Annotated in this window: 15 protein-coding genes and 1 pseudogene; 7 read left to right on the top strand and 9 right to left on the bottom strand. The window is 61.6% G+C overall.

Annotated features, from left to right (window positions below; genetic code table 11):
* Window positions 1-85 precede the first annotated feature (85 nt).
* Entirely contained in the window at window positions 86-484 is a 399-nt protein-coding gene (locus tag NCS00_RS25025) for a hypothetical protein (RefSeq protein ID WP_250436863.1), read from the bottom strand.
* 305 nt (window positions 485-789) lie between these two features.
* On the opposite strand from NCS00_RS25025, the gene dacB reads away from it, so the two are divergent.
* A complete protein-coding gene (dacB, locus tag NCS00_RS25020) occupies window positions 790-2,442 on the top strand; it encodes a D-alanyl-D-alanine carboxypeptidase/D-alanyl-D-alanine endopeptidase (RefSeq protein ID WP_250441265.1) in 1,653 nt (550 codons plus the stop codon).
* 12 nt (window positions 2,443-2,454) lie between these two features.
* On the opposite strand, the gene NCS00_RS25015 is transcribed toward dacB, so the two are convergent.
* Window positions 2,455-3,324, bottom strand: a complete 870-nt coding sequence (locus NCS00_RS25015; protein ID WP_250441264.1) for an alpha/beta fold hydrolase — start codon at window positions 3,322-3,324, stop codon at window positions 2,455-2,457.
* Between the two features lie 104 nt (window positions 3,325-3,428).
* Here NCS00_RS25015 and NCS00_RS25010 point away from each other — a divergent pair, with 104 nt between their 5' ends.
* A complete protein-coding gene (locus NCS00_RS25010) occupies window positions 3,429-4,277 on the top strand; it encodes a LysR substrate-binding domain-containing protein (protein WP_008348983.1) in 849 nt (282 codons plus the stop codon).
* Here NCS00_RS25010 and NCS00_RS25005 read toward each other — a convergent pair.
* The 3 genes from NCS00_RS25005 to NCS00_RS24995 form a co-directional block, all read right to left on the bottom strand.
* A complete protein-coding gene (locus NCS00_RS25005) occupies window positions 4,255-5,316 on the bottom strand; it encodes a phytoene/squalene synthase family protein (RefSeq protein ID WP_250441263.1) in 1,062 nt (353 codons plus the stop codon). The two genes, NCS00_RS25010 and NCS00_RS25005, sit on opposite strands and share 23 nt — an antisense overlap.
* 92 nt (window positions 5,317-5,408) lie before the next feature.
* Window positions 5,409-6,125, bottom strand: coding sequence for a DUF899 family protein (locus NCS00_RS25000; RefSeq protein ID WP_250436868.1), 717 nt, complete (start codon window positions 6,123-6,125; stop codon window positions 5,409-5,411).
* A gap of 27 nt (window positions 6,126-6,152) precedes the next feature.
* On the bottom strand, window positions 6,153-6,812 hold the full coding sequence (locus tag NCS00_RS24995; protein WP_008348990.1) for a glutathione S-transferase family protein: 660 nt from the start codon (window positions 6,810-6,812) through the stop codon (window positions 6,153-6,155).
* Between the two features lie 224 nt (window positions 6,813-7,036).
* On the opposite strand from NCS00_RS24995, the gene NCS00_RS24990 reads away from it, so the two are divergent.
* Entirely contained in the window at window positions 7,037-7,540 is a 504-nt protein-coding gene (locus NCS00_RS24990; RefSeq protein ID WP_250436869.1) for a response regulator, read from the top strand.
* Here the strand turns inward: NCS00_RS24990 and NCS00_RS24985 are convergent.
* The gene (locus tag NCS00_RS24985; protein ID WP_250441262.1) at window positions 7,515-7,766 is read right to left on the bottom strand and encodes a hypothetical protein; all 252 of its coding nucleotides are present in this window, start codon (window positions 7,764-7,766) and stop codon (window positions 7,515-7,517) included. The genes NCS00_RS24990 and NCS00_RS24985 overlap by 26 nt on opposite strands.
* Window positions 7,767-8,014: 248 nt before the next feature.
* Here NCS00_RS24985 and NCS00_RS33555 point away from each other — a divergent pair, with 248 nt between their 5' ends.
* Entirely contained in the window at window positions 8,015-8,245 is a 231-nt protein-coding gene (locus tag NCS00_RS33555; RefSeq protein ID WP_350029732.1) for a SymE family type I addiction module toxin, read from the top strand.
* A gap of 285 nt (window positions 8,246-8,530) precedes the next feature.
* On the top strand, window positions 8,531-8,776 hold the full coding sequence (locus NCS00_RS24980; protein WP_250441261.1) for a SymE family type I addiction module toxin: 246 nt from the start codon (window positions 8,531-8,533) through the stop codon (window positions 8,774-8,776).
* Between the two features lie 39 nt (window positions 8,777-8,815).
* On the opposite strand, the gene NCS00_RS24975 is transcribed toward NCS00_RS24980, so the two are convergent.
* From NCS00_RS24975 to NCS00_RS24965, 3 genes are all read right to left on the bottom strand, one after another.
* Window positions 8,816-9,181, bottom strand: a complete 366-nt coding sequence (locus NCS00_RS24975; protein WP_250441260.1) for a hypothetical protein — start codon at window positions 9,179-9,181, stop codon at window positions 8,816-8,818.
* Window positions 9,182-9,607, bottom strand: a complete 426-nt coding sequence (locus NCS00_RS24970) for a DddA-like double-stranded DNA deaminase toxin (RefSeq protein ID WP_250441259.1) — start codon at window positions 9,605-9,607, stop codon at window positions 9,182-9,184.
* A 988-nt stretch (window positions 9,608-10,595) separates the two neighbouring features.
* Window positions 10,596-10,865, bottom strand: coding sequence for a site-specific integrase (locus NCS00_RS24965; protein ID WP_250441258.1), 270 nt, complete (start codon window positions 10,863-10,865; stop codon window positions 10,596-10,598).
* Between NCS00_RS24965 and tssL the strand changes: the two are divergent.
* Window positions 10,822-11,415 (top strand): annotated as a pseudogene (gene tssL / locus NCS00_RS24960) (type VI secretion system protein TssL, long form); the annotation flags it as partial. The gene NCS00_RS24965 and the pseudogene tssL overlap by 44 nt on opposite strands.
* Window positions 11,416-11,449: 34 nt before the next feature.
* On the top strand, window positions 11,450-15,502 hold the full coding sequence (gene tssM / locus NCS00_RS24955) for a type VI secretion system membrane subunit TssM (RefSeq protein WP_250441257.1): 4,053 nt from the start codon (window positions 11,450-11,452) through the stop codon (window positions 15,500-15,502).
* The last annotated feature ends 3 nt before the right edge of the window (window positions 15,503-15,505 follow it).

Here is a 15,505-nt window from a genome sequence, read left to right as displayed (position 1 = left end):
CGGGCGCTCAAGTCGTGCAAATCCGCCATTTGCGCGCAAATGGGGTGATGTCGTGCGCTGGCGCACGGCCCGCGACAAGAAAACTTCAGGAAGGAGCGGAATTGAGGCCGCCCGCGTTGCCGGATCGCCAGACGATGCCGAGGGCGCGCTTGAAGAGCGATGGCGCGCGCGTGAAGTCGCCGGCTTGCGGCAGTTGCGCATGATCGTTCGATGCTTCCGATGCAGCTTCGATCGCCTCCGGTTCGGGAACGGGCTCCGGAACCGGCGCGAGCTTTTCGCGCGCGTCGCCGCAACGCTGGTTCAGCACGCGGCGCATGTCGGGGTCGTCGATCAGCGCTTGCGCGGTCGCCATGCCGCGCTCGAATTGCAGCGCATAGGCGATATCGGTGAAATCTTCGTAGCGGCCGCTATCGGCCAGCTCGTACGCCAGTTCGAGCGTGCGCCGGCGTTTCCATGCATCGAGATCGTCGTGGGCCGTGCTCAAGGTGTCCTCTTCTTCGCGATGAGGTGCCGAAGATGTTAGCCCGCGCCAAACTTTTTTCCGTTGTCGCGTCACAACAAGCAGACGAAAAGCATTCACGATTTCAAACAAAAAGCGCTTGCCTGAAGCACTGGATTCGCGATAGTCCTCGCTTGACAAGGCTCGTGTAAGGTATTTAATTCACTCACCCGCCTCGCTGCGAAATGATGGGCGGCCGCCGACATGTCCTGTCTGCGCTGTGAAGCAGTCCCGACGTATGGATGTTCGCTCCGGTGCGGAGCGCGATGTGCCTTTATCGGAGCCGCGTCATGAACCCGCTTTCAGGAAGTCCGGCACGCGTGGCCGCTCTCGCTCTCGGCTGCGCGCTCGTCACGTCCGTAACCGGTTGCGGCGGCTCCGATTCCACCGATACGTCCGTCCCCGACGCCATCACGCAGATCATGAAAAAGCCCATGTATCAGGGCGCGACGTGGGCATTGCGCGTCGTCGATCTGAACTCGGGCGATCTCGTCTACGACATGAATTCGAACGCGCAGGTGTATGTGGCGTCGGTGCGCAAGGTGTTTTCGCTCGGCGCGGCGCTCGATCAATACGGCGCGCAGCATCAGTTTCAGACGCCGGTGTATCGCACGGGAACCGTCGATGCGGCCGGCACGCTCAACGGCAATCTCGTGCTCGTCGCGAGCGGCGATCTCTCGATGGGCGGCCGCACGAACGCCGACGGCACGCTCGCCTGGACCAACTTCGACCACAACGAAGCGAACAATCTCGGCAACGCGCAGATCACCGCGCCCGATCCGCTCGCGGGCTACGACGCGCTCGCGGCGCAGGTGGCGGCAGCGGGCATCAAGCAGGTCAACGGCGAAGTCGTCATCGACGATCGGCTTTTCGAACCCTTCGACTTTCGCGGCGAATTTCAATTGCGGTCGATCTTCGTGAATGACGATGTCGTCGATACGATCATCTCGCAGGGCAGCGCCGGCTCGGCGACGCCGGTGGACTATCGGCCGAAATCATCGGCGTTCACGGTGCAATCCACGTTGATGACAGCGGCGGCGGGCACCGAGGCGAAAATCACCGTCACGCCGACGGACCCGACCTGCTTCGGCTCGCTTGCCTGCACCGGCACGATCGGCGGTTCGATTCCGGCGAATTACGTGCCGCCGATCGTGCCGAATTTCCCGGTCATCCGCACGTTCCGCATCACCGCGCCGCAGAACTATGCGCGCACGGTGCTCATCGAGGCGCTCGCGCGCGCCGGCGTGAGGGTCACGGCGCCGGCTGTCGAAAACAACCCGACGCAACTTCTGCCCGCGAAGAATTCATATTCCGCCGATACGCGCGTCGCGCAGCTCACATCGCAGCCGTACAGCGAATATTCGAAGTGGATTCTGAAGGTCAGCTACAACATCGGCGCGGACACGAGCCTCATGCTCTTCGGCGTCGCGAACAACGGTTCGACCACGCTTCAGTCGGCGCTCGCGGCGGAGAACGCGAAGCTATCCGCCGCGCCGTTCAACGTGCCGATGAGCCAGACGCATTTCATCGACGGCAGCGGTGGCGGCGAAACGACGGCGACGCCGGTCGCGGTCATCGCGATGTTGCGCGCGATGAACGGCCGTCCGGCGTTCCCGGCGTATCTGGATTCGATGCCTTTTCTCGGCGTCGACGGCTCGCTCGCGAGCACGACCGACTTCGAAGCCGATCCGACGCTCGCGGGCGCGAAAGGCAAGGTCTACGCGAAGACGGGAACGTACGTGACCGGCACCGAAAACCCCGACGGCACCGCGACGACCACGCTCAAAGGTCAGGCGCTCGCGGGTTATATCGACGCGAAAAGCGGACGAAGGCTCGCGTTCGCGCTGATCGTGAACAACGTGCCGATCAGCGACGTGCCCGACATCATCAACGTGTTCAACGACGAAGGCACGATCGCAGCGAACATCTGGAAGCTGCAGTGAGCCGCTTTCGGCTCACCATGCGCCGGCGAACGCCAGCACCGCGCGATTGAACGCGCCGGGACTCGCGACGTTCATGCCGTGCGATGCGCGCGCGATCGTCTGACGCTCCGCGAACTCGATCCACTCTTCGAGCTTCTCGACGTTGTTGCGGAACATGCGCGGGCTTTTCTCGCCGTCGATCAGCAGCGTGCGGCACTTGATGTCGCGCGCCGCTTCGCGCGTGTATGCGGGCAGCGGATCGCGGAATTGCTTCGGCAGCGTGAGCGCGTTATCCAGCGCCATGCGACGGAAGCTCTCCGTGCTCTTCTTCCAAAAGCCCGGCATGCTGACCGAATCCACGAACATTTCGAGGCCGCGGTCGAATTCGCCCTGTTCGATCAGCTCGGCCACGCGCGTGCGCAGCGCGTTGGTCGCGGGCGGCAGCGTGGCGGGCGTGGCCTGCGGCGAGGTTTGCAGCGGACCGCCCGGATCGGCGAGCGTGAGCGTCTTCACGAGCCGTGGATACTCGCGCGCCAGATGAAACGCGACGCAGCCGCCGCGCGAATGCCCGACGAGATGCACAGGCGCGAGATCGAGCGCCTCGATGAACTCCGCCATTTCCGCGACATGCGCTTCCCAGCCGAATTCGCCTTGCACGAAAGCATCGACGGCGGGCCAGTAATGCGACAGGCTCGGCGCGATCACGCGGAAATGCTTCGCGAGCGACAGAATCTGCGCGTCCCAGTAGCGGTAATCGCACAGCGAGCCATGCACGAGAACGAGCGGCTCCCCCTCGCCGCACTCGATATACGGCACGGAAATGCCCGATTTCGTCGTGGCAAACGACGGTTCAGGCAGACCTTGCACGGCAGTGAGGACGGAGAGATCGGTTCGCGCGTTCATGAGTTAGCTCCTTGGATGCGACTATGCGCCGCGGCGAAGCAAAAGAAAAACGCATAATTTTGATAGAATCGTTCAGAATTTCTGATAGCAACCGGTCGCTCACCATGAAAGCGCTCGATCTGGACGTCCTTTCGATGATCATCGCGGTCGCGGATACCGGCAACATCAGCCGCGCGGCGGAGCTCGTGCATCGCTCGCAGTCGGCGGTCAGCATGCAGATCAAGACGCTGGAAACCGCGCTGGGCAAGGCGCTGTTCGTGCGCAAGCCGCGCAGCGTGGTGCCGACGCAGGACGGCGAAGTGCTCCTCACCTACGCGCGGCGCATGATCGCGCTGCGCGACGAGGCATGGGCGGCGGTCGTGCGGCCGGACGTGACGGGACGCGTGGTGATCGGCGTGCCGGACGATTACGCGTCGTCGCTTTTTCCGCCGATCCTCAAGAAATTCTCGGCGACGTATCCGAAAGTCGAGATTCAGGTGGTCGGCCTGCCGAGCGTCGCGCTCGCGCCGATGGTGAAAGACGGCTCGGTCGATCTTGTCTGCGCGACGCGCGTGAAGGGTTTGTCGGGCGAATTTCTCCGCCACGAGCCGATGGTCTGGGCCGCCGCGCCCGGCACCGAGATCTGGAAGGAGCGGCCCTTGCCCATCGCCGTGTTTTTGCCGGGCAGCGTCGCGCGCGAAAACGCGATCCGCAGCCTGGAGCGCGCGCGCATCGGCTATCGGACGTCGTATGAAAGTCCAAGCCTGCTCGGTCTGCTGACGATGGCCGAAGCCGGTCTCGCCGTGACACCGCTCGCGAAATGCGCGGTGCCGGCGCATTTCACGCTGCTCGGGCCGGCGCAAGGCCTGCCCGATATTGGCACGCTCGAAGTGGTTCTGGCGCGCAGCGCGGCGTCGAAACGGCCGCCGTGCGACTTTCTCGCCGAACGCATCATGGCCGAGTTGCGGCGCTGATTTCGGCTTCTATCGCCTGAACGCGGCGCGCGGTCCACGCGCGCAACATGCCGTTCGATACGACCATCGGCAACGACGCCGCCATGATCCGGTACACGTCGTTGCGGCGCACCTTCGAGACCTTCCGCGGATCGAGCCACGCTTCGTTGCGCGCGAGCAGGACGAGCGTATCGAGGCCGATCATGATCGGCCAGAGACACGCGAGACGCAGACGGATCGCGCTCGCCGGAATCGCGAGCGTGTAATCGACGGCGTCTTCAAACAGCGCGAGCGACGTGCGCAGCAATTCGAAAAGCACGGGCCGCGCGCGCGCCGACGTTTCGGGCCGCAACACATTTTGCGGCGTGAGGCCATGCCGCGCGAGCATCGATTCGGGCAGATAGCATCGGCCGATGCGCAAATCCTTCGCGCAGTCGCGCAGCACGTTGGTCATCTGCAGCGCCTTGCCGAAGCGCACGCCGAGCGCGAGCATCGTGTCGGGCGCGGCTTTCAGCGTGCCGGGCATATGCGCGTACGTCATCTTCGTCCAGAATTCGCCGACGCAACCCGCGACGAGATACGTATAGCGATCCAGTTCGCCGAATTCCCGCAACGCGACGATCTCGCCCGATGTTTCGTCGGGAAACGTGCGCAGATCGAACTCCATGCCGGTGGAAAGCGTCGTGACGATGTCGCGCACGGCGGCCCGGTCGTCGGCGTTCAATTGCGGCAGGATCGCGAGCGCCGCATCGAGCGATTCGAGCAGCGCGCGTTCGTCCGGCTGCGCCTGCTGCCCCGCGACCTCACCCGCGATGCGCGCGAGCGCGCCGTCGTCGGGCGCACCGTTGATTTGCGCGCGCAGCGAGAGCAGCAATTCCAGCCGACGCTGCGGCGAAATCAGCGATGTATCCGCGATCGTATCGGCGGCGCGCGCAAGCAGATACGCGAGCCCGATGGGGTCGCGCATGCCCGCCGGCAAAATGCGCAGCGTGAGATAAAACGACCGCGACACGCTCTTGAGAAGCGGGCCCAGCAGGAAGGCCCGGGGCGAATTGTTCATGACTTGGATCGGATGACTCGGCCGGAAGCGCGTTGGAAAGCGCGCCGCGGCATTGTATCCGTCCTCGTCGATTTCCTCCGGCAGCGACCGGCTCAGTCACGCGGCCCGTAATCCAGCTTCGGATACCAGTTCGTCCCGCGTCCCTCGGGCGTCATGTCGAGCACGGTCCAGAGCGGCATCAGATCGGGCGCGCCGCGCGGATCCTCGTTCGGATCGGCGGTCGAAAAATCCATCTCGCCGCTCCAGAAATGACGGATCACGCCGTCACGCCGCGTGAAGACGTTGAGCGCGGGATCGTCGCCGCCTTCCTTCGATATCGCGTGATAGTCGCGGCTGAAATTGCCGTTCGTATCGGAGAAAAGCCGCAGGTCGCGCCAGCCGCGCTCCTTCTTGAACGCGACGAGTTTCGCGAGCGGCGAACGCGCGATCACCGCGAGCGCCACGCGCTGCTCGATATCGCGCGCCTCGCCGTCCCACGCCGACAAGAGCGACGTGCACATCGGACACGGCCGCTCGCGCTGCGGCCCGAACATGTAGCTATACGTGACGAGCGTGTCCTTGTCGCCGAAGAGCCCGGCGAAATCAACCGCGCCACGCTCGCCGTCGAATCGATAATCGCCCGTCACTTCGCCGCCGGGCGGCAACGCGCGACGCATCTGCGCGACGCGCTCGATATGCCGGCGCAAGTCGATTTCCTCGGCCAGCAACGCGGTGCGCGCCCGGCGATATTCGGCGCTTTCGTTGGGAAATCTCATCGTCGCGCGCTGCGCGAGTTCATCGGCGGGAATGTAGTTCGTGGTCGTGCTCATATCCGATCTCCTTTCAGAATGGGCGATTCAGTCGCGGTCCGGCGCGCCGAGCGGAAACAGCGACCGGTAAGGCCGCGCTTCGTCGACGGCGCGCGCGAACGACGGCCGCGCGAGCAGCCGCTTGCGATACGCGATCACGTTCGAATACCGCTCCGCGATGCGATGACACCAGTCCGCATAGAACAGGAACGGCGCGGCGCCGCAATCCGCGAGGCTGAACGCGTCGCCCGCCGCCCATTCGCGCGCGGACATCTTGCGATCGAGAAACGCGTACGACGTGTCGAGCATCGCGCGGGCATCGGCGACGCCGCGCGCGTCGCGCTCGTGCGGATCGCGCATCGCGTCGAAAACGATCTTCTGCTGCGGCGTGGACACGTAGTTGTCGAAGAAACGATCCATCCAGCGCGTTTCGAGCGCGGCGCGCGGATCGTCGGGAACGAGGCGCACCGGGCCGGCGTGATACAGCCCGAGATATTCGATGATGACCGTCGATTCGATCACCGGGCTGCCGTCGTCGACGAGCACAGGAAAGCGCTTCATCGGCCAGATTTCGGCGAGTTCGGCCATCGAATGCGGCGTTTCGGGTGTCAGCGCGCGCCATTCGAACGGCGTCCCGTTCTCATACAGTGCCACCAGAACTTTCTGACAGTAAGACGAAAACGGATGTGCATAGAGTTGCAGGCTCATCGGGCTGTCTCCAGATAGTCGAGCGGATTGCGGACGCGGCGCAGCGATCGCGACATTTGCAGCGCCGGCTACTTCCACGACGAACGGCAGCGCTACGGATCGACCATGAATCGAGAAATTTTGTTGTGCGTCGCAGCGTGAACGCTGCCGATTTGCTAACGTGCGCGCTCGAAGAAATTCCAACGGACATCGTGTGCATTGTCCGTCGAGGCCGGTCTAAAAGAATGAAGCGCAAAAGCAAAATCGAGATCGTCTTTGCCGACGATCGCCCCGTCGTTTTATATGGGCTGCAAAGCTGGTTCGAGTCGAGTGACCGGTTTCGGGTGTCGGCGTGCGTCAGGAACGCCGATAAATTGCTCGCGAGGCTGAAGACGACGAGCTACGACGTAATCGTGCTGAGTTGCGGCATGGAAGGCTCGCCGGCTGACGACTTCGCGTTTTTACGGGAGATGCGCGCGGCGTGTCCGGATACGCCGGTCGTCGTTTTCACCGACGGAACCAACGCCCACGCGCTCGCCGAGACGCAGCGCGCAGGCGCGGCGGGCCTCGTGAGCATGCGCGAGGGCGCGGGCGAGTTCGAACGCGTATGCGAGCGCGTGCTTTCCGGCGCGACAGGGATCGTCTCGGCGCGCATCGCCGCTTATCGCGACGCCGCCGTTTCTTCCGATGCCGCGCCCGACTATTGCGGCGAAAGCATGAGCGTCACGCAGTTGACCGTGCGGGTCTGACTGCGGCGACGTTATCCGCCGGTACTTTGGCGATTTCGAGCGGATTCTTGCTCTTCGGGAATCCGACGTCTCGCCCGTCTTCGAATCCCTTTTCGTATGCGCGCTGATCGAGCGACTTGAATAGCGGCTCGATTTCGTCGACGTGCATGCGGATCAGTTCCATGAGCGGCTTGACGAGCGCGGCGCTGTCCTCGGTTTCTTTTGCATGGCTGACGACTTGCGCCATTGCGCGCAGCGTTCTTGCTCGTTGAGCGCAGTGAAAGCCACACTTTAGACGCGTCCGCCCGATGCGGACACTAGAGAATTCGGATTCGTGCGGGAGCGCCGCTCTTTCTTATCGACCGGGTCTTTGATGGATCGGCTTATGCGCGTAGTGGCTTATGGTGAGACAGCAAAGCGGAAAAGAGCGCGAGCCGCATCAGCGGCGATCCAAACGGCGCACTGACTTTCACCAACTTGGACTAGGAGTTGAACATGGCTGATAGTCTTAACGCATGCCGATACGGCACGAAAGGATTCGTGACCCATTCAGCAGACCCAGCGCTTCCAGAGAACTGGACCACGCCCTCACATCTGCGTACCGAGCCGCCCCTTTATCGGTGGCGCAAGCTCGCCGGGAGATGGATTGAACATGCCGGATTTCAGGCGGGACAGCGGGTGCGGACCAACGTTGTGCATGGGCGGCTGACGACCACCGCAGAATAAGCGAAGGGCCGCGTCAGCGGCCGATCGTTCCTATAACGGCTCGATCGGCGTGCTCAGTTTCATGTCCTTTTTGAAACCTATCAAATATCTTTCCAAACCCAAGCTCTTGATTTCTTCCAAGGTCGCCGGTCGCCATTCCCATTCGTCATTCCAGCCAAACCATTTTGCATGACTGGCATTTTCGATGGAGCATGCATCAGCTATATTAGTGGTGCAGCTATCAAATTCCGCCGAGTACCCAATAATGCGGCCATCGTTTAATCTAATAAGGTGCAATTCATCACCATGGCCGAATCCGAGGCGCTGGCGTACCTGGAGAAGCGCGGGATTGCGGGCGCGGTGGAGCACTTCAAGCTGGGCTTTGCGAATCGCACGCTGGGGCTTCGGTTGCCGGAGAAGAACCGCGAGGCAGGCGAAGCGATCCGGTCGCGCTTGCAGTCGGTGGGCGTGATCCGTGAGAGCGGACATGAGTCAGGACAGCGCGTGAGAATCAACGTTGAGCACGGGCGGCTGACCATTACTGCCGAATAAACCAAGGGCCGCTTAATTCGCGGCCCTTGGCTCTATAAATTAGAGAACTTCCCACTCTACGCAGTTCGGCCGAACCCGCGTTTTAAAAAACGCCCTTGACGCTGCCGCCAACATCTCGTCATTCACAACACAATTCCCCGATAACGGAACTTCTTCGCCCAACTTATTATCGTAGAATTTCTCCACGCCTTCTCCCATTCCTTTAGATACGTAATTTCCATCTACTGCCATATAATAAATCACACAACGCTCATCCCTAACAAAAATATTTAATTGCGGAAACCCTTCTTCCGCAAAGGTAAATGAAAAACTATTCGCATTGAATGCCGGCCTTTTTGCAATAAATTTATCTAGCGCTTCTTCATCACTAATTAAAACCTCACCATCAAAGTCAGTAGCATACATTTAACAAGCTCCTCCGCTGGATGGTGATTTTGGAGAATTCTTATTTCCCGTAAAAACTCTCACGTCTCCTGTGGCACCGCGCTTCACTGGCACAGCACCCTCGGGTGGCACAACAGTTAATTTTGCATTTTCAGGCAACAAAGTCTCGGTCATGCTGACACAAAATCCACAAGTTCCTTCCGGATTATTATGGAAAACCACCCCTTCGCCCACTCCATTTGATCTCATAAACAAAGCAGATTGCCCTTCAACATGACCCGCATTAGCGTAGTTGGGAAACTCAGTTACACCGCCTGACGTGAAGACCTTAGACTGCATACCGCCATCTCCATCTAGGTAATAAAATACGCCGCTTGTTTTTCCATCATAAGCTGGCAAACCAGGTCGTGGAATTTGATTGCTGCCAAGCGGGAAAGTCTCAGTCAACCCCAGCGGATCAATCCAGCTAACCGGGTTAGGCGCATATTGATAAACTTTTTACCCTGACATGCGCTCCTCCCGCGCGGGCCGCTCTCCCTTAGCCTGCAAGGCTTTCAGCCATTCAATCCCGCTGATCAGGGGAATTTTTCCCAGACGCGAGTTTAGCTGCCCATCAACCAGACGATCCACACGATTCATCCGATTCCTGTGCCTCATCAAGCCGCCGTGGCTGACGGCGGCCGCAGGCCGACGACCGAAGGAAGACGGCAGACGCGGCGGAACCCCGAGCACATGCAGTCCAGCCACGCCAAACCCGTCAAGGCCGCGCAGCGCCCGCCAGGGCTTGGCCTTGACGGCCAGCGGTTCTCCACGCTCGGACATGCGGTGCAAGACGGGTTTTCGGCTTGCACCGCATGCCAAACCGCGCCTTTTCGTTGCTGTTGATTTCGCCGCGCAGCGGCGCACATTGGGGAGCCCCTTGGGGGCGGACGGGAGGCGCGGCTGCGAGCACGGCGCGTAAGCCCGCAGGGCTGAAGCCCGAGCGCAGCAGACGCACCGGGCGGGCGGGGCCGTTCACTCTTTTGCGCGCAGCGCAACTGGCCATGTCTTTCTCGTTCTTCTCATTCATGGCCGCGGCGCGGCCACTGGACTCACCTTGCGAAGCACACCCTTGGGCCGGGGGCGCAAGACATAGCGCTTATTATCGAATTCCGGCGCGCGGACCCGTGGCGAGCCGTTCCTCGCCGCGCTGGGCCGCGCGCCGGAATTCGATAATATGCCGTTGCGTTATGTTAAATGCGCGCAACGCATTTACCCCCGGCCCTTCGTGCGCTACCGGCCCGCAAGGGCCGCACTTCCTTACTACACATCACACACGATGACGCGAGCCGCAACACCCGGTTCTTCGTTCCTCTGGACTGCTCTGCTTTTAGCGTTCTTCTGGATTTTGTCGCGCATCGTTCATCACAGCCGCGTCGACGACGCTTGTTCTTCGTCATTCACTTTCTGGCTGCCCGTCCTCATCCGCTTCCGCCTCGATGGCAGCTAACAGAGAAGCAACTGCGCCCGTTTGCTCATCCTCGTCGTATTCCGGCTCACGCATCACGCCATCGGCGCGCGCCGGATGCGTCACCGCATGAATGTGCTTGAGCTTCTCCACCGACACCATCGTGTAAATCTGCGTCGTCGCCAATGACGCGTGCCCGAGCATCGCCTGGATGAAGCGCGTATCGGTGTATGACTTTCCTGTCTGGATCAGCTTCACGCTGTTGGGCGTCGTTCTGCTCGGGCTCTTCGGCTGGTTCAAATATCAATTGCTCTCCGATGGCGCGTCGGTCGAAAAGCTGATCGTCGATATCGGGAAGATGACGCCGCCGCCCGCGCCACGTCTGCCTCGTCTGCGCGAACTGCTGAAAGAAGAAATTACCGCGGGCACGGTCAGCGTAGATGAAGACGCGAGTCACAGCGGCGTGACGTTCCGCGGCGACGCGATGTTCGCTCCGGGCGGCATCACGGTGCATAGCTCGATGGCCCCGTTGATCGCGAAGATCGCACGCGAAGTGGTCAAGGTGCCGGGCAAGGTCACCGTAACGGGCTATACCGATAGCGTGCCGGTAACGAGCCGCCAGTTTACTTCCAACGATGCGCTCTCGCTCGAGCGCGCCACGCAGGTCATGCAGATGTTGCAGGCATCGGGCATACCGGCGAACCGTCTGGAGGCCGTCGGCCGAGGCGCCGCCGATCCTGTCGGCGACAACGCCACCGCTCAAGGCCGAGCGCTGAACCGGCGCGTCTCCATCAACGTGACGCCATAGCGCGCCCTCGCCGCATCACAACGGATACTGAAAGATGAAGAAGTTGCTATCGTTTCTGAGTTCGCGCGGGTTCCTGGCATCGCTTGTACTGGTATTGCTCGCGCTCGGCGTCTGGTTTCTTGGACCGTACATCGCATTCGGCGGATTGAAGCCGCTCGAAAGCATCGCACTGCGCGTCCTGATCGTTGCGTTGCTGTTTTGCGCCGTCGTGCTCTGGATCAAACGCTGGTCGATGGGCGCCGTCTTCGTTGCGCTGCTTTGCCTGCTCATCTGGTATGCCGCACCGCTCTTGAGCTTCGGCGAGACGACACCGTTCGCGCCGATCGAAGCGCGCGTAATCGCGATTGCAGTCGTGATCGCGCTTTTCGTGATGTCGGTCCTCTATCGGCTCTGGCAACGGATGCGCCGCGACCCGGACTTCTTGCGCATGACGCTTGCGGTCGATCGCGACAAAGGCCCGTCAGCGGCCAGCCCACGACTGCGGGAAATCGAGGCCCGCATGAATGTCGCGCTCGATCGGCTCAAGACGATGCATACAGGCGCACGAGGCGTCGCGCGGCTCTTCCAGGGAACACGCCATCTCTATCAGTTGCCTTGGTTCATCGCACTGGGTTCGGCCGAATCAGGCAAAACACGCGTGGTTTGCAACTCGGGGCTTGCGGTGCTCACAGGAAATGCACGGTTGCCCGCAAGTTTGAAGCGTTCGTCGTCGGACGCATTGGTGGACTGGTGGCTGACCAACGATGCAGTCTTCATCGATACTGCCGGGCACTTCGTGCATCCGGGCAGCTCCGGGTATTCGCTGCCACCCCCCACAGCGCCGACGCATGACTTCGACGACACTTTCAGCCAAAGACTGTCTGGCGTGCAACCATCGTCAGAGAAGCGCTCGGCCGAATTCGACCAGACCGGTTATCGCCGTCAGGCCGACACCGACGAATGGTTTGGCTTCTTGCGCTTGCTGCGCCGTTGCCGTCCGCGCACGCCGATCAATGGCGCATTGCTGACCGTCAAGCTCGATCTGATCACCCATCCTGATGCATCCCTGCGCGAAGTCGAAGCCCAGGCATTGCGCGCACGTCTCACGGATCTGCGCGCAACGCTCGGTATTCGCTTTCCCGTGTATTTCATCGTCACGCAAATGGATCGATTGCCGGGTTTCGGCGAATATTTCTCCTCGCTAACCGAGGAAACCCGCGCCCAAATCTGGGGCTTCACTCTGCCGTTCGAAGATGCGTCGTTCGAAATGCGCTATGCGGATGAACTCACGGCATTGGCGGGGCGCCTGACCGCAGGTGTCAACACGCGCCTCGAAGACGAGTACGACATGAAGTGCCGCCGTCAGTTGGCCGCTTTGCCCGAAGCGTTTTCTGCGCTCATTGCGCCGCTCTCGGGCCTGCTCGCGCAAACGTTCCTCGACTCTCGCTACGACAACACTCAGCATCACACGATGTTGCGCGGCGTGTACTTCACAAGTGCGGCTCAGGGCGGAGTTCCTGCGGAGCCCGAGCGGTTGACCATCATGCAGCGTCTCGCCGCCGGATTCGATTTGCCGCCGCCAATCCGCAGCGCCACGTCAACGAGCACTCACAGCCACTTCTTGCGCGATGTCTTTTCGAAGGTGATTCTCCCCGAATCGCATCTGGTGCGGCCGAATCTGCGCTGGGAATATCGCTCACGGGCGCTGCGTTTGCTGGGGCACGCCGTTGTAGTGTCGCTCTTCGTGTGGCTGGCCCTTGCACTGCGGGTGAGTTTCGGCAACAACGGTGATTATCTGCAAGTCATCGCGCGAAAAGCGCAGGCGCTCACGGCCAAGGTCACGCAACTTTATCGCGAGCCCAAACCAGCGCTCATTCCCGACACGCTGACCGAAGCTCGCTATCTGCCCGCCTGGACCGGCCTCGATCTGGGCGATCCGGACACCGGATTCCGCTATGGTCTTTATGCCGCGCCCAGTGTCGTCAACGCGAGCGAGCAAACCTACCGCGCACTTCAGGACAATCTCCTGCTCCCCCAGATCGTGCGTCGTATGGAGGCGGTCATCACCGAGGCCATCGACGGCAAGGATGCACACACGACGTATGCGGCGCTACGCGTCTACCTGATGCTGCACGATCGCTCGAAATACAACGCTGAGGAGATCAAGACCTGGGTGTTCGACGACTGGTCGCGCACCGATAGCGCATCGATTTTCGGCGGACGTGCGTCGATGCTTGGCCATGTGGAGCAACTCTTCTCGGGCGAGCGCATCGTTCAGTCGCCGCTCATTCGCAACGATGCGCTTATCGAGCGCGCGCGCGCGTTTCTCGATACGAGCAACGGCACCCAGCGGCTTTACGAGCGCGCGAAAGCCGCGATGCGGCAGGACGCGCCCGACGATTTCACGCTCTTGCGCGCGGTCGGCCCGCAAGCCGGAACAGTGTTCACCCGCGCAAGCGGTGATCCGCTCTCGCGCGGCGTGCCCGGGCTTTTTACCTTCGACGGTTATCGCAACGTGTTCGATAAGCGTCTGACGGAATTCGTACGCGCAGCGCGCGATGACGACGCATGGGTCATGGGCCGCGCCTATCTTTCGAGCTGGCCGGATGGCGGACTCGAAACAGCTCAAAAAAAAACGCTTGAGATCGCGCGTGCCGCCGCAGACGTGGACGACGCTTTGACCGACGCCATCCGGCGGCTATATCTGACCGAGTACGCGCTGCAGTGGGACGCCTTCCTTGCCGATATCCGGCCGATCACGGGGTCGACCCTTGCGTTCAATCTGCAGGTCCTGCGCGCGTTCGCGGCTCCCGATTCGCCGCTGGCGCGTCTCGCCCGCGCAGCGGCACGCGAAACCACGCTGACACAAAAGATCACTGGCACCAGCGGTACGCTCATCGACAAGGCGGCGAGCAAGCTCGACGAGAAAGCAAAGTTGCTCGGTATTCGCGCGCAAGAACGCGTCGAACGCGAACTGGTCGATAACCGCTTTTCTCCGCTGCGTGAAATCGTCACGGGCAACACGCAAGCGGCGCAGGAAGGACAAACGGCCGCTGCATCCGCCGGCAAGGTCGGCCTCGATAACGTGGCGACCCTGCTCAGCGAGACTTATACGGCGCTCACGATCGCCGACAATGCGCTAGTCAATAACGGCCTTCCGCCGCCGAGCGATGCCTCGGCCAAGCTGAAGATGGCCGCGGCGACGATGCCCGCGCCGTTTCGCGAGGTCTTGTTGAAGCTTGCTGCCCAAGGCTCGCGCGACGTGAATGGCGGTGTCGGTCAATTGCTGTCGCGTCAGACGCAAGCGGTGGTCGGCGATGCATGCCGCCTCGCTGTGGAAGGCAACTATCCATTTGCGCCCGATAGCAAACGCGACATCAGCATCGAGGATTTCACGCGCGTATTTGCGCAAGGCGGCCTGATCGACGATTTCTTCACGAAGAACCTCGCTCCCTTCGTCGACACATCTTCCCAGCCATGGCGCTACAGAACCTTGCCGGGTTCAACCGAGCCGGTGCAGGGACCGAGCCTTGAACCGTTCCAGCAGGCACAGGCCATCCGTCAGGTCTTTTTCGGCGATCAGGGCAAGCAGCTTGCGTGGAAGGCCGAATTGCGCGTCCCGGAACTGGATCCGACGATATTGGGCCTGCTCATCGACATCGACGGGCAAAGCACACAATATCAACACGGTCCGGTGACGCCGCTGAAGTTCTCCTGGCCGGGGCCGCGCGGCGGCGTGCATGTAGAACTGACGGCAAACCCGCGGGTCGGCGCGGACACATCGACGATTGCCGCAGACGGCCCTTGGGCCCTTATGCGTCTGATGCGCCGCGGGCAGATCGTGCAGACCGCCACGCTCGGCCGCACGCGCGCGGTGATCGACTTCGACGGCCGTAAGGCCGCGCTCGATATCTCCAGCGCGGGGAGCGTCGCAAATCCGCTCACGAGCGACGTGCTCACCGGATTTCACTGCCCGAGCGCTCTGCCAACGTTCAACCTTGCAGATAGCGGGCCACCGCCGGGGCTGCCATCCGCGTTGACAGCTCCGGCAAATGCAACGCAAACAGGTCAAGCACGTCGAGAGGAGAACGCCACCAAAACTTTCTGACAG

It is taken from the genome of Caballeronia sp. AZ1_KS37, from assembly GCF_023631165.1.
GTDB lineage: Bacteria > Pseudomonadota > Gammaproteobacteria > Burkholderiales > Burkholderiaceae > Caballeronia > Caballeronia zhejiangensis.
The sequence above is the reverse complement of the archived record's forward strand: the minus strand, read 5'-3'. Positions and strand labels throughout refer to the sequence as shown.

Coding starts and splice junctions, on each gene's coding strand:
- dacB (WP_250441265.1), top strand. CDS start 790: ATGAACCCGCTTTCAGGAAGTCCGGCACGCGTGGCCGCTCTCGCTCTC.
- NCS00_RS25015 (WP_250441264.1), bottom strand. CDS start 3,324: ATGAACGCGCGAACCGATCTCTCCGTCCTCACTGCCGTGCAAGGTCTG.
- NCS00_RS25010 (WP_008348983.1), top strand. CDS start 3,429: ATGAAAGCGCTCGATCTGGACGTCCTTTCGATGATCATCGCGGTCGCG.
- NCS00_RS25005 (WP_250441263.1), bottom strand. CDS start 5,316: ATGAACAATTCGCCCCGGGCCTTCCTGCTGGGCCCGCTTCTCAAGAGC.
- NCS00_RS25000 (WP_250436868.1), bottom strand. CDS start 6,125: ATGAGCACGACCACGAACTACATTCCCGCCGATGAACTCGCGCAGCGC.
- NCS00_RS24995 (WP_008348990.1), bottom strand. CDS start 6,812: ATGAGCCTGCAACTCTATGCACATCCGTTTTCGTCTTACTGTCAGAAA.
- NCS00_RS24990 (WP_250436869.1), top strand. CDS start 7,037: ATGAAGCGCAAAAGCAAAATCGAGATCGTCTTTGCCGACGATCGCCCC.
- NCS00_RS24985 (WP_250441262.1), bottom strand. CDS start 7,766: ATGGCGCAAGTCGTCAGCCATGCAAAAGAAACCGAGGACAGCGCCGCG.
- NCS00_RS33555 (WP_350029732.1), top strand. CDS start 8,015: ATGGCTGATAGTCTTAACGCATGCCGATACGGCACGAAAGGATTCGTG.
- NCS00_RS24980 (WP_250441261.1), top strand. CDS start 8,531: ATGGCCGAATCCGAGGCGCTGGCGTACCTGGAGAAGCGCGGGATTGCG.
- NCS00_RS24975 (WP_250441260.1), bottom strand. CDS start 9,181: ATGTATGCTACTGACTTTGATGGTGAGGTTTTAATTAGTGATGAAGAA.
- tssM (WP_250441257.1), top strand. CDS start 11,450: ATGAAGAAGTTGCTATCGTTTCTGAGTTCGCGCGGGTTCCTGGCATCG.